The sequence below is a fragment of the Paraburkholderia sp. MM5496-R1 genome, assembly GCF_050436205.1.
GTDB classification, from domain to species: domain Bacteria; phylum Pseudomonadota; class Gammaproteobacteria; order Burkholderiales; family Burkholderiaceae; genus Paraburkholderia; species Paraburkholderia tuberum.
Genome location: NZ_JBNDLT010000003.1, coordinates 1,997,845 through 2,023,362 on the forward strand (window position 1 = coordinate 1,997,845; position 25,518 = coordinate 2,023,362).

At 58.3% G+C, this 25,518-nt stretch carries 18 protein-coding genes, 1 tRNA gene and 4 pseudogenes; 17 read left to right on the top strand and 6 right to left on the bottom strand.

From position 1 onward, the window contains the following. Positions 1 to 128: 128 nt before the first annotated feature. The 4 genes from OKW38_RS35410 to OKW38_RS35425 all read left to right on the top strand — a co-directional run bounded on the left by OKW38_RS35410 (position 129) and on the right by OKW38_RS35425 (position 6,569). Positions 129 to 332, top strand: coding sequence for a hypothetical protein (locus OKW38_RS35410; protein WP_143037275.1), 204 nt, complete (start codon positions 129 to 131; stop codon positions 330 to 332). A gap of 295 nt (positions 333 to 627) precedes the next feature. Further along, a complete protein-coding gene (locus OKW38_RS35415; RefSeq protein ID WP_429365218.1) occupies positions 628 to 3,732 on the top strand; it encodes a Mur ligase family protein in 3,105 nt (1,034 codons plus the stop codon). Between the two features lie 248 nt (positions 3,733 to 3,980). Then, positions 3,981 to 5,048, top strand: coding sequence for an alpha/beta hydrolase family protein (locus tag OKW38_RS35420; RefSeq protein ID WP_429365219.1), 1,068 nt, complete (start codon positions 3,981 to 3,983; stop codon positions 5,046 to 5,048). A 579-nt stretch (positions 5,049 to 5,627) separates the two neighbouring features. Next, positions 5,628 to 6,569: a D-alanine--D-alanine ligase gene (locus OKW38_RS35425; protein ID WP_429365220.1), complete on the top strand. Its 942-nt coding sequence runs from the start codon at positions 5,628 to 5,630 to the stop codon at positions 6,567 to 6,569. 27 nt (positions 6,570 to 6,596) lie between these two features. Here OKW38_RS35425 and OKW38_RS35430 read toward each other — a convergent pair whose 3' ends face one another. Beyond that, positions 6,597 to 6,929, bottom strand: coding sequence for a hypothetical protein (locus OKW38_RS35430; RefSeq protein WP_429365221.1), 333 nt, complete (start codon positions 6,927 to 6,929; stop codon positions 6,597 to 6,599). A gap of 143 nt (positions 6,930 to 7,072) precedes the next feature. Here OKW38_RS35430 and OKW38_RS35435 point away from each other — a divergent pair, with 143 nt between their 5' ends. Beyond that, positions 7,073 to 10,399, top strand: coding sequence for an ATP-binding protein (locus OKW38_RS35435; protein WP_429365222.1), 3,327 nt, complete (start codon positions 7,073 to 7,075; stop codon positions 10,397 to 10,399). Positions 10,400 to 10,721: 322 nt separating this feature from the next. Continuing rightward, positions 10,722 to 10,798, top strand: a tRNA-Asp gene (locus tag OKW38_RS35440). A gap of 434 nt (positions 10,799 to 11,232) precedes the next feature. Here OKW38_RS35440 and OKW38_RS35445 read toward each other — a convergent pair. Together OKW38_RS35445 and OKW38_RS35450 are read right to left on the bottom strand one after the other, a co-directional pair. Beyond that, positions 11,233 to 12,781, bottom strand: a pseudogene (locus OKW38_RS35445) (SulP family inorganic anion transporter). 50 nt (positions 12,782 to 12,831) lie between these two features. Continuing rightward, positions 12,832 to 13,461: a carbonic anhydrase gene (locus tag OKW38_RS35450; RefSeq protein ID WP_429334139.1), complete on the bottom strand. Its 630-nt coding sequence runs from the start codon at positions 13,459 to 13,461 to the stop codon at positions 12,832 to 12,834. A gap of 460 nt (positions 13,462 to 13,921) precedes the next feature. On the opposite strand from OKW38_RS35450, the gene tnpA reads away from it, so the two are divergent. From tnpA to OKW38_RS35495, 9 genes and pseudogenes are all read left to right on the top strand, one after another. Then, positions 13,922 to 14,335 carry an IS66-like element accessory protein TnpA gene (gene tnpA / locus OKW38_RS35455; RefSeq protein WP_090801995.1) on the top strand — a complete coding sequence of 138 codons (414 nt, stop codon included), beginning with the start codon at positions 13,922 to 13,924 and terminating at the stop codon, positions 14,333 to 14,335. Next, the gene (gene tnpB / locus OKW38_RS35460) at positions 14,332 to 14,679 is read left to right on the top strand and encodes an IS66 family insertion sequence element accessory protein TnpB (protein WP_090801994.1); all 348 of its coding nucleotides are present in this window, start codon (positions 14,332 to 14,334) and stop codon (positions 14,677 to 14,679) included. Before tnpA ends, tnpB begins: the two co-directional genes overlap by 4 nt. Before the next feature lie 42 nt (positions 14,680 to 14,721). After that, the gene (gene tnpC, locus OKW38_RS35465) at positions 14,722 to 16,263 is read left to right on the top strand and encodes an IS66 family transposase (protein WP_429334996.1); all 1,542 of its coding nucleotides are present in this window, start codon (positions 14,722 to 14,724) and stop codon (positions 16,261 to 16,263) included. 2 nt (positions 16,264 to 16,265) lie between these two features. Next, entirely contained in the window at positions 16,266 to 16,859 is a 594-nt protein-coding gene (locus OKW38_RS35470) for a plasmid pRiA4b ORF-3 family protein (RefSeq protein ID WP_429332306.1), read from the top strand. Positions 16,860 to 17,252: 393 nt separating this feature from the next. Further along, positions 17,253 to 17,951 (top strand): response regulator, encoded by a 699-nt coding sequence (locus tag OKW38_RS35475; RefSeq protein ID WP_429334138.1) that lies wholly within the window; start codon positions 17,253 to 17,255, stop codon positions 17,949 to 17,951. Positions 17,952 to 18,141: 190 nt separating this feature from the next. Further along, a pseudogene (locus OKW38_RS35480) lies at positions 18,142 to 18,466 on the top strand (IS3 family transposase); the annotation flags it as partial. Positions 18,467 to 18,590: 124 nt separating this feature from the next. Continuing rightward, positions 18,591 to 19,509 (top strand): annotated as a pseudogene (locus OKW38_RS35485) (IS5 family transposase); the annotation flags it as partial. A gap of 532 nt (positions 19,510 to 20,041) precedes the next feature. After that, positions 20,042 to 20,419 carry a response regulator gene (locus OKW38_RS35490; protein ID WP_429365569.1) on the top strand — a complete coding sequence of 126 codons (378 nt, stop codon included), beginning with the start codon at positions 20,042 to 20,044 and terminating at the stop codon, positions 20,417 to 20,419. 119 nt (positions 20,420 to 20,538) lie between these two features. Next, positions 20,539 to 20,730: a hypothetical protein gene (locus OKW38_RS35495; protein ID WP_429334136.1), complete on the top strand. Its 192-nt coding sequence runs from the start codon at positions 20,539 to 20,541 to the stop codon at positions 20,728 to 20,730. A 507-nt stretch (positions 20,731 to 21,237) separates the two neighbouring features. On the opposite strand, the gene OKW38_RS35500 is transcribed toward OKW38_RS35495, so the two are convergent. Beyond that, entirely contained in the window at positions 21,238 to 21,951 is a 714-nt protein-coding gene (locus OKW38_RS35500) for a response regulator transcription factor (protein WP_429365223.1), read from the bottom strand. A 467-nt stretch (positions 21,952 to 22,418) separates the two neighbouring features. Beyond that, positions 22,419 to 22,544 carry a hypothetical protein gene (locus OKW38_RS35505; RefSeq protein WP_260328425.1) on the bottom strand — a complete coding sequence of 42 codons (126 nt, stop codon included), beginning with the start codon at positions 22,542 to 22,544 and terminating at the stop codon, positions 22,419 to 22,421. A 123-nt stretch (positions 22,545 to 22,667) separates the two neighbouring features. On the opposite strand from OKW38_RS35505, the pseudogene OKW38_RS35510 reads away from it, so the two are divergent. After that, a pseudogene (locus OKW38_RS35510) lies at positions 22,668 to 22,949 on the top strand (transposase); the annotation flags it as partial. Between the two features lie 307 nt (positions 22,950 to 23,256). On the opposite strand, the gene OKW38_RS35515 reads toward OKW38_RS35510, so the two are convergent. Further along, positions 23,257 to 23,433 (bottom strand): DUF3597 family protein, encoded by a 177-nt coding sequence (locus OKW38_RS35515; RefSeq protein WP_425199435.1) that lies wholly within the window; start codon positions 23,431 to 23,433, stop codon positions 23,257 to 23,259. A 600-nt stretch (positions 23,434 to 24,033) separates the two neighbouring features. On the opposite strand from OKW38_RS35515, the gene OKW38_RS35520 reads away from it, so the two are divergent. Then, positions 24,034 to 25,410, top strand: coding sequence for an IS4 family transposase (locus OKW38_RS35520; protein WP_090812824.1), 1,377 nt, complete (start codon positions 24,034 to 24,036; stop codon positions 25,408 to 25,410). Positions 25,411 to 25,518: the final 108 nt, after the last annotated feature.

Here is a 25,518-nt window from a genome sequence, read left to right on the forward strand (position 1 = left end):
GGGGATGCTGAGCCCTGATGTTGAGTCCTGAGGCGCGATCTTCCTGAATCGGGAAGGTCGCGTACCTACCGGCCTTCACCGCATGCCCGGGCAAACGGTGAGGGCCTTCCGGGAACGGGAGTGTCGCGATGACCAGACAAACAGAGATTCCTGCAATCAATGTGCTGCTCGCCTATGCAGAGTTGCGCGACAGGGATCAGGTATTTTTTAACGGGAAGCTCAATGAGTTCGTGTTTGCGTCCCGATCGAGCAAACGTGAGTTAATCGAACAGTGGCAGCGAGCGCTCGCGGCTACCGGAACAACGCCGATAGACACGAATCATTCAAAATGAAGGGCACTGTCAGGTGCAGTCAGATCTTCGGGCTGCAACGGATTAGTTGCAGTTGATTCAGGGTTCGCGATGCTGAAATGCAGATCCTGGCGGCTGGAGAATTTGCCGGAGTGCAGAGCATGAGTCTTGCGATCCACGCGGATCGTGCCCCTGCAAAAATCTCGAACAACAAATGTATATACTGAAGGGCGAAATCGTGTTCGGTAAGATTTTAATGGCTGCGGCCAGACGAGACATCGTCGCCAGGTATCTGGCCGCAGGCGTGCTGGCTGCCTCTACCCAAGGGTAAAACCACATGACATCTACCCCGTCTGAGCACGCGCATCCCGACCCCACAGGCTTCGCCGCATTGTTCACGCGATTGCGCTCCGTCGTTGAACCGCAGGTCAATCCCCTTGCGGCGTCCTGGCCGCCCTTTGTCCTGTTCTTTTCATGGAGCGACGGGCAGCGGCGGGCCGACGTCGTGACCGCAACGGCGGCGACATTTGCCGAGGCCTGGGACGCAGGCATGGAGCAGGTGACGCAGGCTGCCGGCGCGGCTGGACTGGTCGTCCAGTGGCTTCGGGTGGACTGGGTTACCAGCGTTGAAGGCATGACCTGGGAGGCACTGCGGGGCCGCCTCGAACAGACCCGGCGCAGTTATTTTCGTTGCGGCCTGTCGCTGGACAGTAATTTCAGGCATGCCTTTCTGGAGACCGAACTGAATGGCAATGCCATGCTGTATGGCGGCCCGGCACAGACGCATGCGGTTGTGAACACAAAAAACTTCGAACGGTATGCCGCCATTCGGCACCAGCTTGCCAGCGTGAATTTCGAGGATCAGCAAAACGTTAATGTGTTCTCGACCCGCGGGGCGTTCGCAAGCCTGCAAGCGCCGGAGGTACACCTTCTGCACGGGACGGGTCTGAACGCGGGCCGCCGCATCATCGAACATCTCCGGCCGCCAGACGTCAGGGCGCTCGTCGCATCCGGCAGCCGTTATCTGGCCGGCCAGGTACAGCCTGGCGGGCGCTTCCACTATGGCTGGCATCCCTGTTTCGATCGCGAAATCGGCACTTACAACACCCTGCGTCATGCAAGTTCGATCTATGCGATGCTCGAAGCCTGGGAAGTGACCCAGGACAACGACCTCAAGACAGCAATCGACGCAGCGCTGCATTATCTCGTCAATGAACTCATCATGCCGGCGGAATTACCGTCCAGTGCCCGCGCGGCGTTTCTGGTTGACCGGCAGGGCGAAGTCAAACTGGGTGGCAACGGCGTGTGCCTTCTGGCGCTGGTCAAATACAGCCAGCTGACCGGCTCAGACGAATATCTGACTCTGCTAGAACAGCTCGCAACAGGCATCCTCTTCATGCAGGATGCGGACACCGGCAAATTCAGCCATGTGCTGAACTATCCGGATCTGTCGGTTAAGCAGGCATTCCGGATCATCTATTACGACGGCGAAGCGGCCTTCGGCCTGATGCGCCTCTATGGTCTGACTGGCGATGCGAGGTGGCTCGCAGCAGTAGAAAAGGCGTTCGGCCATTTCATCGAGGCAAAACACTGGAAGGCGCATGACCACTGGCTCAGCTATTGTGTGAACGAACTGACCCGTCACAGGCCACTGGAAGCGTATTACAAATTTGGAATCCAGAACTTCGCCACCTATCTTGATTTCGTGGCTGAAAGGGTGACGACGTTTCCAACCCTGCTTGAATTGATGACGGCTGCCGAGCAGATGATTAGCCGCATGCAGCAGCAGCCCGGCCTGGAGCACCTGCTTGCCGAGGTCGATCTGGATAAGTTCTTCCATGCACTGCATGCGCGGGCGCAGCGCCTGTTAGATGGCCATTTCTGGCCGGAACTTGCCATGTACTTTGCTAATCCGGGCAGGATCACCGGCAGCTTCTTCATTCGCCACCATGCCTTCCGGGTCCGCATTGACGATGTCGAGCACTATCTATCGGGTTTTGTCGCCTATCTGAACTATCTGGAGTCGCAGCGGCATTCAGTATCCTCAACGCTGGCGCGGGAATGGAACGCCTCCCTGATCGAGGCGGCCACGCAGGGGACGTGGCTCAAGCAGCCGCCATTGGGGTGGACGGCGAGCGGCCTTTGCATTTACGCGCCTGCCATGCAGCCTGGAAACGTCGTGGTTGCCCGAACCGGTGAGGTAAGCCGGGGGATCCCTGTTCCTGTCATTCGACAGATGCAGCCGCGCCCGGCGGGTGTTATCTCGAGCCATTCTGATGTGCAGGCTCAACTTGCCGATTTGCCGGTCCTGCATGTCGCAGATACGGCCACGGCAATTCTTGCGATGGGAGCCTATGCACGCAGCCAGATGAGCGGCACTGTCCTGGCGGTGACCGGAAGCGCTGGCAAGACCACACTCGTGGCCATGCTGGCTGACGCCCTCAATGCTTACGGTCCGACAGCGGCGAGCGCGTTCAACGCAAACCTTCCCCAAGGTGTGAGCTGGAATCTTGCGTCAATCAAGTGGGACACCCCTCATGTCGTCCTGGAAGTTGCCGTGGGAAAAATGAGACAGAGCGCGGCCATTGCCCGCCCGGACGTCGGCATTTTCACTAACATCCAGCCTGCTCACCTCGGGAAAAACAGCACAATCACTGATATTGCCCGGACCAAAAGCATGCTTTTTCTTGGCATGTCTGCGGGAAGTGTCGTGGTGCTCAATCGTGACATGCTGGAATGGGATACCGTCTACCAGGCGGCCATCGAACGGGATCTGAAAATCTTTACTTACGGCACGACTGCCGAGAGCGAGTTTCAACTCGTGGATCATGACGCGTCGGGGCAGCGGGTCGATGCGCGTATTAGAGGGCGCGATATCACCTATCCGATCGGGGCCGCAGGCTTGCACATGGCGTTGAACAGCCTGGCAGTACTTGCCGCTGTGTCGGCGCTCAACTATCCGTTCGAACCTGCGCTCGAACGGATCGCACGCTTTGCTGCCCTGTCCGGCCGCGGCGAGGAGTTTGAGCTGACGCTCGACGGACGGCACGTGACCATTGTCGACCATGCCTACAATGCCAATCCCGGCTCGATGCAGGCCGCTCTGGAACATTTGCGGGACATGAAGAATGCAGCCAGACGAGTCGCTGTGCTGGGCGAGATGGCGGAACTCGGTCCCCAGGCGTCGCTGCTTCATACCGACCTGGCTGCAGTGGTCGAGCGTTGCGGGATCGATCGCGTCTATGTCATGGGCAAGCTCTATACCGACTTCTGGGAACGGTTGCCGGCTGCACGCCGTGGGCGCTACACGAATTCGCGTGACGAATTGAAGCTTGCACTTCAAGAAGAGCTTGTCGACAAGGACGTAGTGCTGCTCAAGGGCTCGAACAGTACGCGTCTCCATGAGGTCGTAGCGTGGCTGAGGGCTGGCGCGCAAAAGTAGCATTGACCTCTGGCCCTGCGAGCAATGGGTCTTCAGGCGTGCCTGAACGACCCGAAAGCTTCCAGCGCTCACCCCGATGGCGGTAAGCCGCGCGGGGTAGTCTGCGCGCAGCACGGGACCCGAATGCCAAATCAGCCGTACTACCCAAGGTGCTCGCCTGCGTCTGGTGCAGGCGAGTTCGTTGCCTGCGCGCATGGCCATCGTTGATCATTTCTGTCTTTTCTGCATAACCTCACGGAACCTTATTTATGAAATGGTTTGGCCGACATTGTCGGCGTTTATCGCACCTTCTGCGCTGGAGACTCCGGCGCTTCCTGTTCGTTGTCTTTGGCGTTTTGGGCGTTACCGAACCCAGTCTGGCGGACCGACCCACACTGGGGCCGTTTGAGACTCCACGGCCTGGGGAGCTTAATATCCCTGTGGGACGCGAGCCATTCGATGCCGCACAAGCCCTGAACGGTTCATTCAGTTCACCGGAACACTGCGCGCGAGTGCCCGATAGCCTGTGGGTCGAAGTCAACGGCAAGGGAGATTGCATTCGATACTACGCGCATGGATTGTCCGGCAGCGAAAGCCCCACTGTGCTGGTTTATTTCAGCGGGGATGTCATGCTGAGAACGACGAAGGGAGTCAGGTACGTTACACAATCCTACCTGGCTGTTTCGCCCATGGAAATTGGGAAAGATATGGCTAAATGGTCCGCTGATTCCGGCCGTCCCACGCTCTATCTTGCCCGGCCGGGTATCTATGGCTCCTCTGGCGACCATAACATGCGCCGCACGCATCGCGAGATCGAACTGATGGATCGCGCACTGGACATGCTCAAGGAGCGTTACAACATTGCATCATTCATTCTGACCGGACATTCCGCAGGAGGCCAGATCGCCGCTGCGCTCCTGAACAGACGCGCAGACGTTGCGGCATCGGTGGTTTCTTCTGCCCTTGTTTCCGCCAAACAGGTCGCGGCGTACTGGGAATACAAGCGGGAAATCCCCGGTCGACTGCTTTACGATGCCCGGAGCTATTACGATCCTGTGGACGAAATCGGGCGCATTCGCCGGGATCCACGACCGGAAATCTATGTGATTTCTGATCCGGAGGATCGTGTGGTTCCCTTTTACAGCCAGCTGTATTATGTCCGCCGTCTGCGTGCCGCCGGCCTCAAGCCGCATCACATCTACGCCAATGCTCCCGGGCCGCAGCATCACCTGCTCGCCGGACACGCGAAACGCGCTGCAACGCTTTTGGCTCAAGGGAAATCAGCGAAGGAAATCCACATGGCGCTTGCAGAACTTGACCTGTCGCAGGTTAAGTAAGCCACGAAAAGGTGCGACCTCCAGGGAGCACTGACTGGCGTTGTCATGGTGAGGAGCATTGGTCAGCAAATCGGGCCGGGCGTGGGGGCTGACGTTGATGCCGTCAAGCGACCCATGCAGCCGATTCGTAGTGGTCCGAAAGCTCGTTGTGTCGTTGTCGCCGTCAGCCTGCGGCAGCCGATCGGACAGACCGCGCGCTTTCGTTTGGGTAGTTGTTTCCGTCGTTACGTTAGCCCGGAACAGCATCCACTGTCGATGGACACCTGACGGTATTTTTCCTAAACTTGTTCACGGCTGGTTGCTTGTTATTCGCTGCGTCCCTGGCTTCGACAGTGAGATTTGTGGTTGAAAGTTGCCGCCTCAATTTCCGTTCCGACTTGGCTGTATGACGCTTCGAAACCGGGCTCGTGCCGGAGTTGCCTGCGATGGGATGATCGCGAAACGGTGGTCGTGGGTTTGAGCAGGGGGCTATGTCTTTCGTCGCGCGTTAGGGGCACCCCCAGATACCGGCCTCGCTGGTCAAAGTCTCGATGAGCGGACGAGAAGATAAAGGTGCCTTGCGCATAAATAGGGAGCTCGATGGACAGTATCGATCCGAAGCGATTCGGCAAGGTGGCAGTGTTGTTTGGTGGAGTGTCCGCCGAGCGTGACGTGTCGCTCAATTCTGGTCGTCTCGTGTTGCAGAGACTGCGCGATGCAGGCGTCGACGCACACCCCTTCGATCCATCCACGCGGCCGTTGTCAGCGTTAAAGGACGAGGGCTTTGTGCGCGCGTTCAACGTGCTGCACGGCGGCTACGGCGAAAATGGACAGATTCAGGGCGCGCTCGATTTTTATGGGATCCGATATACGGGCAGCGGCGTGCTTGGTTCGGCGCTCGGGCTGGACAAGTTCCGCGCGAAACTTGTGTGGCAGCAACTGGGAATTCCGACGCCGCCGTTCGAGGCCGTGATGCGCGGCGACGATTACGACGCGCGTGCGCAGGAGATCGTCGCGCAACTCGGGTTGCCGCTATTTGTGAAGGCGGCGAGCGAAGGCTCAAGCGTCGCCGTGATCAAGGTAAAAGCGGCCGAGGCGCTACCCTCAGCGATCGCGGAAGCAGCAAAGTTCGACGCTATCGTGCTGGTCGAGAAGAGTATCGAAGGCGGCGGTGAATACACTGCGTGCATTGCGGGCGGCCTCGATCTGCCGGTCATCCAAATTGTGCCAGCGGGCGAGTTCTACGACTATGACGCGAAGTACGTTCACGATTCGACGCAGTACCTGATTCCATGCGGACTGGCATCCCAGGAAGAGATGCGCCTGAAGCAACTCGCGCGCCGCGCGTTTGACGTGCTCGGTTGCTGGGACTGGGGGCGTGTCGACTTCATGATGGATGGCGAGGGCAAGCCGTACTTCCTCGAAGTGAACACATCACCAGGAATGACAGATCACTCGCTGTTGCCGAAGGCTGCTCGCGCGGTTGGTATCGGCTATCAGGAACTGGTCGTGAGGGTATTGTCGCTCACGCTGAAGGATTGACCTCGCCGAGAGGTGTAGCAGAGTTCGTCAATCCGGTCCCGGCGTCGGCGCCCTGCTGGGTAAGGGCTGTGGGGCAATCGCAGTCCCGACCGGGGCAAAGAACGGCGTTGTCACATTAGCGTTCACGTGGCGGAAGATTGGCAGGCGATGCCACCATTCAAAGCTTAACGGACGGACCTTGGGCGACGCCCATGAAAAACGCCACGCATTGCGCGGCGAACTATTGGCGATAAAGCGAACAGCGCAGCAGTTGATGTGCTTCACGCTCGCCAGCGCCGCGAGTTCTGCTTTCGCGGTCAGGTAAATGCGTAACAGGTCGGTAACGATTTTCTTCGGTGCTTCGGGACAGGCCGTCAGCACGCGTGTAAAGAAGCGTTTCGCTGTTGCGCCGCGCGGTGGATAATCAGGTTGTTACCTGCCACGTGAACCTTCCTTCGAGGGGGCACCCGGCGAAAGCGTCAACTCCGCTGGCACCTATGACTCCATACGCACAACGCAATGTATTGGACCGCTTTCGCCGCTATCAGCATTTGTTGATGTTCGGTGGCGGGGCAGTGGTAACGGCGGTGGTGCTGGTTGCGTTCGTCCTGAACACGGTGGCCACTGTACGTACCTATGTTGCGCTCGAGCATCAAGAACTGATGTCCGGCGTGAACCGGCTCACCGACCTTAACTCGCGCAACGTCGTGCTTATGCAAAACGGCGTACGGCTCATCGAGGTCGCCTGGAGGGCCGGCGAACAGGCCGAGCCACGCCTTATCGAACAGTTCACAGGCAATGGCCAGATGCTTCGTCTTCAGCAGGCCCCAGATCATCTGCCGGTGCTCGTGGTGGGTGCCTCGTCTGCAACGCCTCCCGATTTGTTGGCAACCCGGTACATTCGGCTTGCTAAACAGATAAGTCAGGCGGCGACGGCAGCTTCCGAACGAAACGGAGGCCTGTTGACATTCTGGTTGTACAGGCCTGACCGTCCACTGCTCATCCTGGTACCATCGCCTGGCGATGCCCGGATGGCGACGTTGCTTGCCGATCGTGCTGCTTTTTTTTCTGCACTAGCGGGACCCGGCGGCAGTCTCCTTGTTCCGCGAGACGTGCCCTTGCTCGATCCCCGCACCGGGGGGCGTGCATTTCGGTGGCTCCCTCCCTACGATAGTCCGTTAAGCGGCAGGCGATCAGTTCGAGTTGCAGCGACCCTGTTTGACAAGGAGCGCAAGCCGTTCGCCGTCGCTGTTTACGAGTTACCGGTCACCATTATCACTGCCGCTCTAGGGGAGAGTGGGCTTGACGGCTCTCTTATGCTCTTCGCGCGCAATGGACAGGTTATCACTTCATTTTCGCGTCAACCGGTCGACCCGAAGGCGTTGGATACCGCGCGTGCTTTAGGTGTCGCAGGAATTGTCGAGCCGACAGGCAGGATCTTTCGTGACGGCCACATGCTGTTTGGCTGGCCAATCGGCGAGACTGGCGTAACGCTCGTGTTTGTGCAGTCGTGGCGCTCGATTGCCCGGGCACTGACTGGTCAGATTGGAACGTCGGCCGCGACGACTGGAGTGATCCTCCTCGTGGTGTGGTCGCTGATTCAACTGTTCAACCGGCGCGTGTTCCTGCCTGTTCTTGAGCGCTCTCGACGCGTGTTCGAGAGCGAGCACCTGAGCCGCGCGCTGATCGAGACGGCACCGGTAGGGCTGGGGCTGATTGCCGTGGAGAGCGGTAAGCCGTTGTTGCGCAGTCCGACGATGATCGAGGCCGCAGCGCGGGTGGTCCTGCCGGCGGCACGGACACTTTCGGCAGAACTGGTTCACCGTCACCGGCAACGCGCAGATGTAAGCGGTGTAACCGGTACAAACGGCATGGCGCACGAGGCGTGGTCGCTGCCGACACGCGAGGGTGGGACGATGGATCTCTCGGTGAGTGTCGTGCCGGCGCGCTACCAGGGCGAGGACGTGCTGGTGACGGCGTTCACGGACGTGACGGTGGAAAAGCGCCTCAATCGGCAACTGCGTGAAGCAAAGCAGGCGGCGGACTCGGCCAATGCCGCGAAATCCGCTTTCCTGGCGGCGATGAGCCATGAGATCCGCACACCGCTCAACGCGATCCTGGGGAATCTCGAGCTGCTGTCGCACTCGCAGCTCGATGCGCTGCAGCGTGACCGGCTGAAAACGATCCAGGGTTCATCGGACGGACTGCTTGCAATCGTGAGCGACGTGCTGGATTTCTCGAAGATCGAGGCCGGTGAGATGACGCTCGAGCGGATCGTGTTCGACGCGCAGGAGGTGGCCTCGCGGGCTCTGACGATGTTCGGGCCGGTGGCGCGGGCGAAGGGCGTGAGGTTGTCGGGCGAATTTGGCACATCGACCACTCAACCGATGCAGGGCGATCCGACGAGGCTTGGCCAGGTGATGAACAATTTGCTGTCGAACGCCATCAAGTTTTCCGGGCACGGAGAGGTGACATTGAGACTGTCGGCGGAAGCGGGCAGTGATAATCAGCCAGAGCTTGTGATCGAAGTTGAAGACAGCGGGATCGGGATATCGCCGGAGCAGCAGGCGATGCTGTTTCGCGCGTTCAGCCAGGCGGATACGACGATCAAGCGTCGCTTCGGTGGCACCGGTCTGGGGCTGGCATTATGCGCGCGGCTGACGGATGCGATGGGAGGGACGATCGCAGTGCACAGCGTGCCCGGCGAGGGCAGCCTCTTTACGGTGCGGGTGCCGCTGGGCGACTGTCACGGCGAGCCTGGGCTGGATATGCCGCACTTCGAGGGCGAGCAGGTGCTGTTCGTCGCGGCGGCGGACACGTGGCACGCGTATGCGGTGCCGGCACTGGAGGCCTGGGGGCTGAAGGTACAGGCGTATCGTCATCCTGCGCAACTCGATCTGGAGACGCTGGAGGAGGCGGATACCCTGATTGTCTGCGGCGAGCACGACACCTGGCATGCGGACGACGTCCGTCGTCTGCTGGAAGCGTCGTCCTGGATGATTGACTGCAGCGCGGAAGGACCGGCGTATCCCGTAGCGACGGGACGGGCGGTGAAGGTCTCAAGCTATGGTCTGAAAGGGCTGGCGGCGGCGCTACGCCATACCTTGCAGGGCATGCCGCTGGCGGCGGGCAAAGAGACACAGCGGGTATTGTCGCGCCGGCTGAAGGTGCTGGTGGCGGAAGACAACGCGGTGAACCGGGAACTGTTCAGCGAGCAGTTGAAGATGCTCGGGTGTGAGCCGCAGGTGGCGGAAGATGGGCTGCAGGCGCTGGAACGTCTCTCACGGGAGCGCTTCGATGTGCTGGTGACCGATCTGGCGATGCCGGTGCTGGACGGTTATGGGCTCGTGCGAGAGGCACAGGCACGCTGGCCAGAAATGCCGATCGTGGTGGCGACGGCGAGCGTGACGCAGGAGGAGCGAGCGCGTTGCGAGGCGGCCGGGGTAATGCGGGTCGTGGCCAAGCCGCTGCAGCTGGACGAGCTGTCGGCAACGCTGTCGGAGGTGACCGGCGTGCCGGGTGTGGCGGTGCAGGCGGAGGAACAGGAACAGGAAAGGAAACGCGATGGGATGCTGGGCGGCCGTGCAATGCCAGCCCACGTGCGGGCTACATTCCTGAAATCGTGCGAAGAGGCGCTGGCGGCGATCCATGCCGCGTACGATGCCGGCGACGCGGCCCGGATACTCGCCGAGTTGCATTCGTTGCGGGGCGCGCTAAATGTGTTTGGATACCGCACGCTTGCAGAGCAGTGCGCTCAAATGGAAGTCGCGATATCGAAGGAGGGTGTCGGGGCGGCGCAGGACATGATTGATGCTTTCGATAGCCAGTTGAGTGCCACTATCCTGACTTGATCCACTTGAAGTTCAAGGCCTTCATCGTCGGCGCGCTGCACAGCTTCTTCATCCGTGTATTCCTGATGCCGCAGCCGCCATAAGCCTGCACGCAGGCCGCTCTCGCCGGTTTATTGCATCGCGCGGGGCCAGGATAAAAGACGGTGTGCGTCGCACAAACATTCGTGCAGTCATGCTACTCGTTGGCACGATTAGTAATACTGGTCATATTGACATTTGTTGGGATCATCTTCCATGTAGCGACGCAATCCGGATTCGTGCTTCTTGAGCAAGGTTCTTGCTGGAAAAACGCGGGCAGACATGCTAAGGTTAACCTCGAAAAGGAGTGGTAGTTCAGTTGGTTAGAATACCGGCCTGTCACGCCGGGGGTCGCGGGTTCGAGTCCCGTCCACTCCGCCAACATCTCAAGAAAGTCGTCAACCTTTTCGCGGGCTACTTAAGTGCCCAAACGCGTCGAGACTCATCACGTTTCGACGTAGGGCATCGTCGGTTCGGTTGTATCTGCTACGCAGGCAGCGAGGTTGCAACGTGCCGGACGGGAATAGCTGATCGGATCGTCAAGGTGCCTCCACTATCCCCCAGCTGATCATCATTCCGTACCTCTGTCGCTTGCCCCGATCGGGGCTGCGATACCCAACAGCCCACGCCCCGCAACACAACACGCTGCCACGGCCGCCATTTCGTATGCCGGCGATTGACGGAGCAGACGGTGAATCCGGTTGTGGCGATGGCGGCGTTGCACAGACATCCGCCCAACATTCCTACCTGTCGGGCAGATGAGTGGTCCTCATCGTGGCACAACCCGTCCCTGTGTCTGCTCCACTATTTAATGCTTATCGCGAGGTCTGGTTGCGGAACAGCCAGCGTCCATTCCGTTCTTTCGCGTGATGTGGCTGCTGCCTGATCTCGACCGTGATACCGCGGCCCCGTGCATCGACGATGAACGCGTCGATCAGGTCGCGCACATCGTGATCGATGTAGTCGGCACGGGTCGTGTCGATGATAACGGCCGATTGGTCAGGAATCTGCCATAGGTAGTGCTTGACCTTCACCTTGCCGACAAATGACACATCCTTGCGGAAAGACAGCAGGTAGTGGTCGTCTTGCTGCGCAAACATAACGGGACCACGCAAATTCGCACACGCGACCATGAGGACAACGACCGCGAGTCCGAGCGCGATGCCGAACAGGAGATCCACGGCGAGCACGCCGATTATCGTCGCGATGAACGGTGCGAATGCACCTGGTCCCTGTTTCGCAACGGACAGGAACAAACTCGGTTTGGCGAGCTTGATGCCGGTATGGATGAGGATCGCGGCAAGACTTGCCAGGGGGATCTGATTAATCAGGCCGGTGAGTGCAAACACGCTGACTAGCAGCAGTATGAAGTGCACGATGGCGGACACGCGGCTCTGTGCACCTGCATTGACGTTCGCCGAGCTGCGCACGATTACCGACGTGATCGGCAGGCCGCCTATTGCTCCTGCAATCAGATTGCCCACGCCTTGCGTTTTCAGCTCCCGGTCTGGCAGAGTCGGGCGGCGCTTCGGATCGATCTGTTTGACGGCTTCCGGGCTCAGCAGCGTCTCGAGACTTCCGACGACCGCCAGCGTCAACGCGACGCGCCAGATGTCGGGGTTTAGTAGTTGCGCGAAATTCGGCCCGAGATCAGCGCTCTTGATTGCGGCGCTGAGAGCAGCAATCGAGGCGAGCTCGGGCAGGGCGACACGGTGTTCGGCGGGCGAGGCGAGGCTTGGGGACAGCATGTCAAGTAACAGCGTCGCGGCAATGCCGAGCAGCACAACGGCGAGCGGCGCAGGGACTAGGCGCACAAGCCTCAAGCGTCGCAGCGCTCGGGTTTCCCAACTGGCTAGCAGGACGAGTGACACCGTCGCGACGGCGAAGGCGGTTAGTGCGCGGAGGCTGAATGGCATGTTGCCGACGGGCGTATCAAGGTCACCTGCAATGCCTAACGCGAACGGCAACTGCTTGACGATCAGCAATATGCCAATGGCGGAAAGCATACCCTTGATAACGGGCGAAGGCACATGTGCGGCCACTCGGCCTGCCTTCACCATTCCGAAGCCAAATTGAATGGCGCCGGACAGTAGCACGGCGAGCAGAAAGGCCAAGAAGCTGCCGAGGCGCGCAATGCCTTCGACGAATGACGACGAGGTCCGCCGCCGGTCCACTGACAAAGAGTGGCGAGCCGCACAGAACCACGACGACGAGGCCGCAGATGATGCCGGACACAAGGCCTGCGAAGGGCTCAACACCAGATGCATTGGCAATACCCAGGCACAGCGGCAGCGTGACAAGAAAGACAACGACACCCGCAATCAGGTCGCGTGGGAGCGTTGAGAGTGATGCTCGTAGATTCATGATGGACGGAAAAAAGGAGTGTGATTTGGAGGGCGATTCATTGTGGTGGATCAGCCTGCGTTCTTATGTGGTGTGTCCTGGTGGGTGCTACCTGCGGAATAGCCAGAGTCGAATTCCTCGATGCGGCCATCGGTGAGAGAAAAGATCCAGCCGTGCACTAGGGGGGCGGGGACGCTGTCACGGATGATCGCCGTGTCACGCAGCAACCTCACCTGTTCGAGCACGTTGAACTCGGAGAGCCGGCCGGCCGCCCGGTCGCTCGGTTCGCAGTCGAGCTCTGCGCAATGCCGGTGGGCAAGCGCGCGCAGTGGTGCGATGTGGCGGTTGACGTGCGGCATTCCGGAAGAGGGCGGTAGGAGAGATGCGCGTACACCGCCGCAGCCGTATTGACCGCAAACGATCACGTGCTCGACCATCAGCGCGCGCACGGCATACTCGAGCACGCTCGCGTAACTATTGTCGCTCGGATGAAAAAGGTTGGCGACGTTGCGATGGACAAATAGCTCGGCCGGCGCACTGTGGGTGATGGCTTCAGCAGGCACCCGACTGTCGGAGCAGCCTATCCAGAGCACACGGGGATTTTGGCCGAGCGACAGGGTGGTGAAGAAATCTGGCGCGCGTTCAGCGGTTTCTCGCGCCCATACGATATCGGCGAGAAGCATGCTCTTGGGACGATGCATGGCCACTAACTCCCTGATCAGGTAAAGCCTGGTCGCAAGGTGGACCCTTTGAACACAGGCTATGCAAAATGAAACGAGTTCATCGCGCGTATCGACCAGGGCATGATCCAATCGATAGTCATGCAGATGAAAACAAGATGAGGATTGGTCTGACAAGAACGTTTCACATCAAGTTCAATGAGCGAGAGAAAGAGCTGGCATTTTTTTGCGCCTGCAATATTTTTCAGAATCACAGTGCGGGCGTTTGACCAACTTGTACGGTAGCCCCGATGTTTTAGAAGACCTGGAATCTTCGAGCGATGTGGAATTGAAAAATTGTCAAATTGCCAGAATGACGTGAATGAGAAAGTGAGTGACGTTAGTTATACTAATCGTAAGCGTCATTTGAAGGCCGTATCGACGTCGACGTTGAGAGTGTCCAAAGTGATGCCCATCACTTCGAGTAGTGGGGACCACTTTGATGACAGAGATCGACTGTGCCGGGAGCCGCAAGGGGCGGCCGAATTACGCGCCTCAATTCAGGCGTGAAGTTGCGATGGCAGCGTGCGAGCCGGGCATCTCGGTGGCAAAGCTCGCGCAGTCGCACGGTCTGAATCCGAACATGGTGTTCAAGTGGCGCAGGCAGTACCGTGCTGGTCTGCTGGACAACAGGACGGTGAGCGAGACGGCAGTGTTCGTTCCGGTGGCGATGTCGCCGGATGATTCGATGGCGGTTTCGTCGCTACCGGTGCCGACAGCGCAATTGCCATTGCGCGCACAGGAAGCCGCGACTTCAGGTATCGAGATCGAGCTCAATGGCGCACGCGTGCGAGTGAGCGGGAAGGTAGACCCAGCCCAGCTGCGACTGGTGCTGCATTGCCTGAGGCCGGCATGATCGCGCTGCCGACCGGCACCCGCATCTGGCTCGCCGCAGGCGTCACCGACATGCGCCGTGGCATGGATGGTCTGGCTGCACTGGCGCAGGTGGCCCTTGAGCAAGACCCGTTCTCGGGCCACGTGTTTGCCTTCCGTGGTCGCCGGGGCGATCTGGTGAAACTGCTGTGGTGGAGTGGCGATGGAATGAACCTGTACGTCAAGCGCCTGGAGCGAGGCCGTTTTATCTGGCCGCAGGCCGACGCGGGATGCATCCATCTGTCGGCGGCACAACTGTCGATGCTGCTCGAAGGCATCGACTGGCGACGCCCCGAACGGACGTGGAAGCCCACATGCGCCGCGTAAAATTTGCCCCCACTTCTGAACGTGCCTGGTAAACTCCCAGACATGCCAGTCAACCGACTCCCCGACGACATCGACACACTCAAGCGCATGCTTGTTTCGCGCGAAGAAACCATCGCGCGCCTGCTCGCCGAGATCTCGCGTCTGAAGCGCTGGCAGTACGGGCGCTCGTCGGAACGCATGGCAGAACTGACGGGACAATTGCAGCTCGCACTGGGTGACGGGACACTGCCGCAACAAGGTGCCGTGCCCGCATCGGCGCCAGAAGCGGCGTCGGATGAACCCGTAGACACGGCAGCGCCGGTGGTTCCACTGCGCCGCCGCTCGCGCGAATTCCCTGCGCACCTGCCACGCGAGGTGGTGGAGCACCGGCCACAGGGCTGCGACTGCCCCGAATGCGGTGGCCGGCTGCGCAAGCTGGGTGAAGACGCCTCCGAGATGCTGGACTACGTGCCGGGGTACTTCCGGGTGATCCGCCACGTGCGCCCCCGGCTGAGCTGCAGCCGTTGTGCGAAGGTCGTCCAGGAAGCGGCGCCGTCGCGCCCGATCGCACGTGGCATGGCCGGTGCGGGTCTGCTGGCACAGGTGATGGTCGCCAAGTACGCTGACCATATGCCGTTATACCGGCAGGTAGGAATCTATCGCCGTGCCGGCATTGAACTCGATCGTGCCACGCTGGCCTCGTGGGTTCGCGAGTGCGCCGCACTGCTGCAGCCGCTGGCGGATGCCGTTGGCCGGTATGTGCGTGAGGCGCAGAAAATCCATACGGATGACACGCCCGTCCCGGTGCTGGAACCCGGACGCGGCAAGACACGTACGGCACGCTTGTGGACGTATGTACGCGATGACCGGCCGGCGGGCAGCCGGGCACCCCCGGCAGTCTGGTACCAGTACTCGCCCGACCGCAAGGGAGAGCGACCTCGTACGCATCTGCAGGGCTGGTCGGGCATCCTGCAGGCAGATGCCTTTAGTGGCTACGATGCGCTGTACCGCGATGGCACGATCATCGAGGCAGCGTGCTGGGCGCATGTGCGGCGCAAGTTCTACGACCTGTACGAACTGGAGCGTTCGCCAGTGGCGCAGGAGGCACTCAGCCGTATCGCGGCCCTGTATGCCATCGAGCGCGAGGTGCGCGGCCGCAAGCCGGAGGTCCGGCAGTCCGTGCGCATGGCGCGGGCATTGCCGCTCGCAGGCACACTGAAGGACTGGCTGGAACATACGTTCGCGCAGGTCTCGGCGAAGTCGGGCCTTGGCAAGGCCATCCGGTATGCGCTGGGGAACTGGCACGCGCTGGTGCGCTACTGTGAAGACGGGCGCATCGAGATAGATAACAACACCGCGGAGCGATCGATCAGGCCGCTGGTTCTCGGCAGGCGCAACTATCTGTTCGCAGGTTCTGATGGCGGTGGACAGAGTGCGGCGGTCATCTACAGCCTGATCGGAACGGCACGCCTGAATGGCATCGAACCGTATGCGTATCTGCGTATGGTGTTCGAGCGCATCGCCGATCATCCCATCAACCGGATCGACGCGTTGCTGCCGTGGCATTTGATGCCGGTGGAGCAGCCGGTCCGTCAGGCTGCATGACGATGGCATCGACTCGCAAACCCGCGTTACGCGCGGTCAATTCACAGGTACCGGTCTACCAGCTGCGCATCGAGCTGAAGTATCTGAAGCCGGCGGTCTGGAGACGGGTACTGGTCCCTGCCTCGATCAGGCTGCCGAAGCTGCACGTCGTGCTGCTGTGGGCGATGGGCTGGGATGGCGGCCACCTGCACGAATTCGTGTTCGGCGACATCAACTACGGGGTGCCCGATCCGGACTTCCCGAGTGACCCACCGATGCTCAACGAAGCGCGGGTGAGCCTGGGCAAGGCGCTCGGTGCACTGAAGTCATTCACCTACATCTACGATTACGGTGACAACTGGCAGCATCGTGTGAAGGTCGAGAAGGTCTTGCCACCTGACCCTCAGCTGCGCTCGCCCCTCTGCCTGGACGGCCGCAATGCCTGTCCACCGGAAGATGTTGGCGGCGTACCCGGCTACATCGAGTTCCTCGACGCGATCATCGATCCGGCTCATGACGAACACCAGCGGTTGCTCGACTGGTGCGGCGGTAGTTTCGATCCTGTTGCCTTTGACCTCCAGAGCGTCAACGAACGCCTCTTCGAAATCAAATTCTGATCGTCAAGGCGGCCTTCAAATGTCGCTTACTACTAATCTAGTAGAAAAAGCGATCCAGAACCGGATTTCCGGTTGCAGCTTCTTGCGCCTCGAAGACACCCTTGGGTCTTCACCGACCAGCGTCGCACCGTTTCGTATGTGAATTCCATACCGTCCCAGCAATATCCGACTGACGCTTTCGCCGCCCGAAGCTCGTTGAAAACGAACCACTCCGTCGTCGGATCATACGGACGACAATGCGCTATCTCCAGATATATCCCGTTGGTTTTTCGGATCAGTCAGGCAGTTTGGTGGATTGAATGAGGCTAGTAAGATACCTGCCCTCGATGGCCGCCGTTACATTACGCATTCCAAAATTCGATTCATAAATGCAGTTGACCGATCGAGCGAGCAATGAAAATCAAGCTGATACTTGCAGACGACCACCCGGCATTAATCACTGGCGTCAAATACGAACTATCCAGAGTCCATACTCTCAGCGTCCTTGGGACGGCGCAGGATTCGACGGAAATCGTCAATTTTCTGTCAAATGTCGAATGTGACATTCTCATCACAGACTACTCCATGCCTAGGGGAGAATACGGTGACGGGATGGCCATGCTTTCGTTCTTAAAGCGCCGATATCCCGACCTTAAGATAATCGTCTTCACCACGATCGACAATTTCGCCATTGCTTCCAAGATGCGAAAAATTGGTATCCAATCGGTACTGAACAAATCGAAAGATGTTGACTATCTGATTACCGCCATACATGCAGTTCACGCGGGTGCAACCTACTTTTCACCGACTTCACGCGAGCAACCCGGAAGAGTCGGCCCAACGCAAGCCATACCTCCGCGCAATCTTTCGGGACGGGAAGCCGAGGTTGTACGTCTGTACGTGTCCGGCGTCACGATTAACGAAATAGCCGCCCAGTTGAATCGGACGAAGCAGACAGTGAGCGCACAGAAAAGGGCGGCGATGCGCAAGCTGGGCATAGAACGTGACGCTGATTTATTCAGGTTTGCATATGAAAGCGGATTTTCGGCCTCCCCGATTCACGTAGAGGATATCGACGCGAATGTCAGGTTATACCCAAATACGGGTGTCTAATCGTCAGCCAATGCCTAGTACTATTTAGTGGAAAGAATTCGAGCGATTTTGTTGAAAGGAGGAGTCGACGAATCGGACGAGTATATATGAACTGGAGCGCAGACGTTAGGATGCGATATCGCCATGTCAGGCTTGAGGATTGATGTCGGGCTTGGTACTGCCATTGTCACGCAAGAGCGTCGAGCCTTATCCAGTTCACGCGAGCGCGAAGCATCGTTGGCGTGATGGACTCGTCGCCGTAGATCGGAGCAATGCCCGCTGATGCTCAGAAGGCTTCGAGTTCCGTTGTGACGATGGCTCGCCGTTACGTGGGACCTTCGCGCTGGACTGCCATGACCGGTAGGTGACATCCGTTGGGCAGCGACTACTGGCGCACATAATGACGACGCGTCGTGCGTGATGTGATGCTCGCTGCGGTCGAGCGACGCTTCGGAGCGACCCAGGCGGGTGCGGCCGTTGAACGGCTGTCGGACAACGGCCCTGGCTACATCGACCATCGCACGCGCAGCTTCGCTCGCGGGTTCCGGCGAACTGCTGCGCCATCAACCTAACAGATTGCGGAAATACCTCGCGCGGAAGTCATCGCGACGGATAGCAAAAGCGTTGATGTGAGAAGCTCACCCGCCCCCCAAGGAGATCATGCGCGGCGCCGACACGTTCACCGAAAGTCTGTTTTCCGTGCGCAAGCTGGACGATTTCGTTCCGGACTCACATCCGCTGCGCTCGATTCGCGTCATGGCGAATGAGGCGCTGGCGAAGTTGGACCGGTTGTTCGCCGGAATGTATGAGGCTGACATCAAGGGCGGCCGCCCGAGCATCGCGCCGGAGAAACTGCTGCGGGCCATGCTGCTGCAGGTGCTGTACAGCATCCGGTCCGAACGCCAGTTCATGGAGCAAACGCAATACAACCTGCTTTTTCGATGGTTTATCGGTCTGTCGATGGACGATTCGGTGTGGGTGCCGACGGTGTTCACGAAAAACCGCGAGCGTTTAATCCGGCACGACGCGGTGGTCGAATTCTTCAGTGAAGTGCTGGCTATCGCGCAGAAGAAGAACTGGTTGTCGGGCGAGCACTTCAGCGTGGACGGCACGCTGATCCAGGCGTGGGCGGGGACACAAGAGCTTTGTGCGCAAGGACGGGGGCGACTTCAGGGGTAGCAGGCGGAGCAACGAGACGCACGAGTCGACGACCGATCCCGACGCACGGCTTTACTGCAAGGGCAAGACGGCCAGCGAACTGCGTTTCATGGACCACACGCTGACCGACAACCGCCATGGACTGGTGGTCAACGCCCGCGTGAGTCGTGCTGACGGGCATGCCGAACGTGACGCGGCCAAGGTCATGATCAACGATGCGCGGCAAGCAGCGAAGGACGCGGCTGCGCAAATCACGCTGGGTGCGGACAAGGGTTACGACGCACACGAATTCATCGAAGCGTGCCAGCAGATGAAGGTCACGCCGCACGTGGCACAGAACACCTCGGGTCGTCGTTCAGCAGTGCCCGATGCCATCGCACACAGCGTGGGCTATGTGATATCGCAGCAAAAGCGCAAGCTGGGGCAGGTCCGCCCGCAGTAGCGGAAATCGCGGTAATCGGGCGAAAAATGCGCCTCAAGCCGTCGAAAAGGGCGTTGAATTGGCGCTGGAATTTCGCCATGCAGAAAATCTGCGGCGGCAACCGCTCAGCGAGATGGACGTTGCTTCTGCTGGGGTGTATTTCCGCAGCCTGCTAACGGTGTCCACGTCCTGAGTTACAGGAGCAACTCCAGCCTCTTTCTATGCGCCGCCACAACACCAAAAACAAATTTATGACGAGTCCGACTGGTGTAAAAGAAAAATAACACCCGTCGCATTTCCGTCGATACTCAGAAAAATAGAATGTATGAAAGGCGTTGGTTGATGCTATTTGCATAGAAAGTGCTTTTATTCCAGCATGAATATTCCGAGTGCGATCTGAATTCATAAAACTCACGGCAATGAAGGGTTTTGGATTGTGCACCTGGAGTCGCGACTCAGACGAGATGGCGCGAAAAACTGTCTTTCCGATAGATCGCGAGGTAGTAAAGTGCAAGGAATAATCAATATTATTGTGGCCGATGACCACCCTGTCGTATTATCGGGTGTCAGAATGGTACTGAGCGGACCTACTGATTTAAGAATGGTAGCGACTGCGTGCGACTCGACTGAGGTTGTTGAACGTCTTGCTCGCGTGCCCTGCAGTGTACTTGTCACTGACGACGCGATGCCCGGAGGCGAATACGGCGACGGAGTTCCCTATCTGGCGTTCTTGAGAGAGTGTTTTCCGGATTTGAAGATCATCGTATTCAGTATGAATGGCGACCCTGATCTTCGACGGTCGCTCGAGCGGATTGGAGTGCATTCCCTTATTCTAAAGAGTGCTGACGTCAGCGAGCTTGTATCGGCAATACGCAGTGCGTTCTCGGGCAACCTTTGCAACTTCAGTTAGCAACGTTTGGCTGTTATTTTTGTTGAGTTCTGGTGGATTTTTTCAGGGCGATATAAGTCTTTCCCTTCTTCGGCAGTTTTACAACTTGCGATGTAGTGTGAAGATCAAAGGAAATCGAAATGTCGAATAACAAAGAGGCCGCAACTATTCAGGCGCTACTCGCGTTCGTCAATCTCCAAAAGAATGAAGAGCGCGAATTTATAGTAACAATGAACCTCCTGCTTCGAGCCTCTGCAAAAGGACGGCGGAAAATCATTGCCCAACTTCAGGGGAAAACTTTAATGAACTCTGATGTTCCCGGAAGGCTATAGGCATTGTCGTCGCTGGCCCGGCGCGGCGAATACAACGGTTTGATAGCCGTTATCGACGGCAAACACCATCAAGCAGACGGTTGATTGAGCGGCTCCGCGCGATAAGCCTCGTTCGTATGGGCGTCGTCAAAGGTGGCAAATTCATTCTTCACGCGCTCGCCGGCTGAGGCCCGCAAATACCTAAGCACGACATTGGCGATTCACCGAAGAAAACCCGGCGCACTTTGCGCCACGAGACGCGCAACGGCTCATCCGCCACGTTTCAAAAGTATTTAATTTCTCTCAAGGCTTGACGCTGCCAGCGCATGGCACGGAAGGTTTCGAGCCTGCACCACCGCGAGATGTGAAACAGGAATCGAACCGACCAGCGACCGCAGTCCGTCCTCTATTCCGTTGCGCTCGAGCGACGTTGTCAGTTGCTGAGGTCGTCGCGAAGATGGTGAGAAGAAGAAATCAAAATCGCGGCTTCACGATCACCATTTGTCCGCTGACGTCATCGGTGCGCGATTAATGGGACGTACGCTCGAGTGTCTCGACACTATTCATCTGAGCCAAGCGATAGCCATAACCGTAAACCGCTGCGAGCCGATAACCGTTTTCCGGGCGCAGATTGAGCTTGGCACGTAGTACCGACACGTGCGTGTCAATTGTCCGCGACGAGATTTCGGCGATCTGATTCCAGATTACATCGCGAATGTGGGCGGGAGACAACGGTCGGCCCAAGTGTTGGAACAGCAGCAGTGCAAGTTCGAATTCCTTTGGGGTCAGCGCAGCAGCGGTTCCCTTAAGCAGCGCCTGCTTCGCAATCAGATCGAAGTCGTAATCTCCATAGACTTCGCGCCCAGCAGCACTGAGCTGATAGGTGCGTCGCAACAGCGAACTGACGCGCGCGAGCAGGACCCTTCCAGGGACCGGCTTGACGACGTAATCGTCGGCTCCGTGATTAAGTATTGACGAGATATCCGCTTCACTGCTGCGGCTCGTCATGAACAGAACAGGAAGTCGTTCAGAGAGGCTACCTCGAACCCAGCACAAGATCTCTTTGCCCGACATGTCTGGCACGTTCCAGTCGAGTATGAGTAGATCAAAGGTCTGCCGTCTCAGTTGCCGTGCCAGTTCCCGGCCAGAGGAAAACGCGTGGCAGATATGCCCTGCCGGCGATAACGTCTGAGAGCAAAAGTCGGTTTGTGCCTGATCGTCGTCTAGGACAGCAATTCTCATAGAATCCTCAAAAGTATTGTCAAGTTGTCGTTCAGCGCGAGTTCTCTAATGGACTGCCCGCATCATCGATGCCTCTTCGTAAAAAGGCCCCGAAAAAAAGCGCATTTTCGTGATAAGTATTGGTAAATTAATAATGAAAATTACAAAGGCACTGATGAAATCATTAACTAGTTCGTAGTCGATCGAGTGCTATATCGACATGCTTTTACTGCAGTAGGGTTGCGAATCACGGGAGTTCCTTTTGCGGACGATGCAGATGCCACCGCTGATCCCGGCTCATTCCCGTCTTGATGGTCGGTTAGATCTTGCCGATCGCGTTAGTCTTGACGTCCCTGGTTGGGCGTCTCGTCTGGGATTAGGCTCCTGAAAATAGCTCGCCAGCCGGATCAACCGCAGACGCGGTGCTTGGTCGGCGGCAAACATCTTGATAGCAGCAGACCAATGCGGCCCGGATGGCCGTCGACCATCTAGTAGATCTTGCGCGTGAGCTGTTTGAGAAACCGCTTCGTGAGTTCGATGAAGGTGGCATTCCTGAGCATTCCTTCGAAGATCATGAAGTTCAACTCACCGCGGTTGGTGATCGCCGAAATCATGTTGCACCTTGAAGGGCTTTTCGGCCGCACGCACCAGCGTCTCGCCTTGCGGGGCAAAACTAGTACCGTTCACACGGTTGCTGTGCAAACCCGTTTTTTCATTCCAATAGATCCCATGCGCGCATTCGTGGCAAGTGGGGAGGTCCACTGCATAGACCGTAAATTGTTCAGCGCGACCGGGGCTACAGTTCTGAGAATCATCGACAGCGCCTGTAAAAACATGGCGTCACGCCGGCGCTCGCAAAAATCGGTTTGCCACACGGCAGTGGTCTCGGAGAAACGCATTGGCCAGTCGAACGATCGATTCCGTGGCTTCGCTCGTTTCGACGCCTGAAGATTCGCTACGAACGATACGCCCATATCCATGAAGATTTCCTTTCTCTCGCTTGCGCTTTGATGTGTTGAGCGTGTCTCAAGCCGATGTTTAACTAATTTCGAAACAGCTTCTAACGGTAGAACTTGTCATCGCAAAAAGCGAGAGCGGACGTCTCTGGCATGTCTATGCCGATGAGCTGTATTCGTCGCGGTCTGTCAATGCAAGCGCCATCGCCGAGTTAGCTGCGAGGGACGGCAGATGTGATCCGTGCATGCCCGTGCGCCTTTCCGAATCAGTTTTCACGATTCACGGCATTCAGCCAATATGACACGTATGAATTTTAGGGCTCTGGCGAATTAGAAGAGGCCCGTATTGGACTTTCTGTCAACGCGTGGCTTAACCGCCCAGATCGGGCGGAAACTTGCCACCCTTTGCGACCAGCGTCGCCGTCACCTCGCTATGCAGCCAGAGGATCACGCTCGCCGAGTCATTCAAGTGTCCGGAATACTTCAGATCCTGCGTCAGCTGTTTGCGATATTCAACGCTTCTGTGCCGGATCAGGAGCAGGCTCAACTGTCGGCGTCCTCGCGTCGGGATTTGCCTCGTGGAACAGCTTGTTCACGATGTCACCGAAGATGCTCAATTTTTTCCCATGAGTCGAAATTGGCCTGTTGGCAAACCCGTCGGCGTCATGAATCGCGCGGGGATCAGCCCAGCAAGTTGGATGCACTAGCTTGCGCCGGCGATCCCGTGAAGAACAACCGATAAAAGCGAGGAGGTATAAGGCGCGCCGCTTTACAAGTCCGAAATTGCATGCCTCCGGTCAAAGCAAATTGGGCGGGCGAAGAGTCGAATCTCCATGAACCTCTGGCGCTCGTCTGAGGTCGTCGAGCTTCGTGATTGTGCCGTGCGCGGGGGCGATGCGACTCGCTGCCGCAGGTCGATACTTATGGGGACAGAGTTCTTTCGGATTGGTCACATAGGGCGAAACGGGGCGTCGCCTTACTCTATCTCTATCGCATTAACCCTTTTAGGACGAATGGCACTTACTTAAGCCTACATGGAGGAGAAGACGCGGGTAAGTGCTTGAAGAGAAAGGGAGGGGGCTGATCCAGGGATTGATACGATGGTTGTTACCAGGCAAACACCGTCTCATTCCAAAGATCAGCCCCCATGGATCGTAATGCACGAAGTCATCACAGGCAAACACGAAGCAGGGTTCAAAGCCGGGCGTGCAGGGCCCAGGCGGTAGACTACTTCAACATACTGACGAGCCCGGGGCTGTTGGGCATAACGGAAGCGTATTTGCCAGAACATCGGGAACGGCTGTATCCGCCGACGGTGACACTGTCGATGTTCATGCGCCAGGCGCTGGAAGAGGACGCCTCCTGTCAGAAGGCAGTCAACGGGTGGGCGGCGCAGCGAGCTGCCGACGGGCTGCGGCCCATGAGTGTGCGTACGGGAGGCTACTGCCGCGCTCGCCAGAGACTGCCGCTGACGATGGTGCGGGAGTTGGCGCGCGAGACGGGGCGCCAACTGCATGAGCAGGCCGAGGCTGCCTGGAAGTGGCGCGGGCGCCCGGTCAAGCTGGTTGACGGCACCGGGATCTCGATGCCCGATACGCCGTCGAACCAGGCCCGTTTCCCGCAGTCCAGTGCTCAGGCCGAAGGAGTGGGCTTTCCATTGGCCTATCTGGTTGCGGTGATCTGTCTGGCAAGCGGCGCAGTACTGGAGTCGGCGGTCGGAACTTACGCGGGCAAAGGCAGCGGGGAGCTGACGGCGTTTCGCATGCTGCAAGGCACGTTTCGCAAAGGTGACGTGATCGTCGCCGATGCCTTGTACTGCCACTACTTTCTGATGGCCTCAATGATCGCCGCCGGGGTGGACGTCGTGATGGAACAGCATGGGGCACGCCGCACCGACTTTCGGCGAGGCCGGTCCCTGGGCACGCGCGATCACATTGTGACGTGGCCCAAACCCCGGCAGCGTCCCGACTGGATGACGCATGAGCAGTACCAGGCCTTCCCCGATGAACTGATGGTGCGCGAGTCCAGGCTGCATCACCGGGTGCTGGTCACCACGATGCTTGATGCACGCAAGACCAGCAAACAGGACCTCTCGCAGTTGTACGCCAGGCGCTGGAACGTGGAACTGGATCTACGTAACATCAAGACGACGATGGGCATGGATGTGCTGCATTGCCAGACTGCCCACATGAACGAAAAGGAGATCTGGGTCCATCTGCTGGCCTACAACGTGATTCGGCTGCTGATGGCTCAGGCCGCCAGTCACCATGCCACTGACCCGAGAACACTGAGTTTCAAACACACGGTGCAGTTATGGACTGAATGGCTGGCCAGAGGTCTGACGGCAACTCACAACCAGAGTCTCCTGTTCAACCTGATCACGCAGTCTTGCGTTGGGAGTCGCCCCGGTCGCATCGAACCACGAATGCGCAAACGAAGACCGAAGTCCTACCCATGGCTGAAAGAGCCTCGTCACATCGCACGTGAGCGCGTCCAAAAATATGGGCACGCTCCACGGGCTTAAGTAAGTGCCATTCCTTTTAGGACTCGCATGTAGATAGCGAAGGGACCCTTTCCAACGGTTTCTGACCGGATTGTGTAGCGCGGAAGGGTACCCAGACTGTTGGATTTT

Coding starts and splice junctions, on each gene's coding strand:
- OKW38_RS35410 (WP_143037275.1), top strand. CDS start 129: ATGACCAGACAAACAGAGATTCCTGCAATCAATGTGCTGCTCGCCTAT.
- OKW38_RS35415 (WP_429365218.1), top strand. CDS start 628: ATGACATCTACCCCGTCTGAGCACGCGCATCCCGACCCCACAGGCTTC.
- OKW38_RS35420 (WP_429365219.1), top strand. CDS start 3,981: ATGAAATGGTTTGGCCGACATTGTCGGCGTTTATCGCACCTTCTGCGC.
- OKW38_RS35425 (WP_429365220.1), top strand. CDS start 5,628: ATGGACAGTATCGATCCGAAGCGATTCGGCAAGGTGGCAGTGTTGTTT.
- OKW38_RS35450 (WP_429334139.1), bottom strand. CDS start 13,461: ATGCATCGTCCCAAGAGCATGCTTCTCGCCGATATCGTATGGGCGCGA.
- tnpA (WP_090801995.1), top strand. CDS start 13,922: ATGACAGAGATCGACTGTGCCGGGAGCCGCAAGGGGCGGCCGAATTAC.
- tnpB (WP_090801994.1), top strand. CDS start 14,332: ATGATCGCGCTGCCGACCGGCACCCGCATCTGGCTCGCCGCAGGCGTC.
- tnpC (WP_429334996.1), top strand. CDS start 14,722: ATGCCAGTCAACCGACTCCCCGACGACATCGACACACTCAAGCGCATG.
- OKW38_RS35470 (WP_429332306.1), top strand. CDS start 16,266: ATGGCATCGACTCGCAAACCCGCGTTACGCGCGGTCAATTCACAGGTA.
- OKW38_RS35475 (WP_429334138.1), top strand. CDS start 17,253: ATGAAAATCAAGCTGATACTTGCAGACGACCACCCGGCATTAATCACT.
- OKW38_RS35495 (WP_429334136.1), top strand. CDS start 20,539: ATGTCGAATAACAAAGAGGCCGCAACTATTCAGGCGCTACTCGCGTTC.
- OKW38_RS35500 (WP_429365223.1), bottom strand. CDS start 21,951: ATGAGAATTGCTGTCCTAGACGACGATCAGGCACAAACCGACTTTTGC.
- OKW38_RS35505 (WP_260328425.1), bottom strand. CDS start 22,544: ATGATTTCGGCGATCACCAACCGCGGTGAGTTGAACTTCATGATCTTC.
- OKW38_RS35520 (WP_090812824.1), top strand. CDS start 24,034: ATGGATCGTAATGCACGAAGTCATCACAGGCAAACACGAAGCAGGGTT.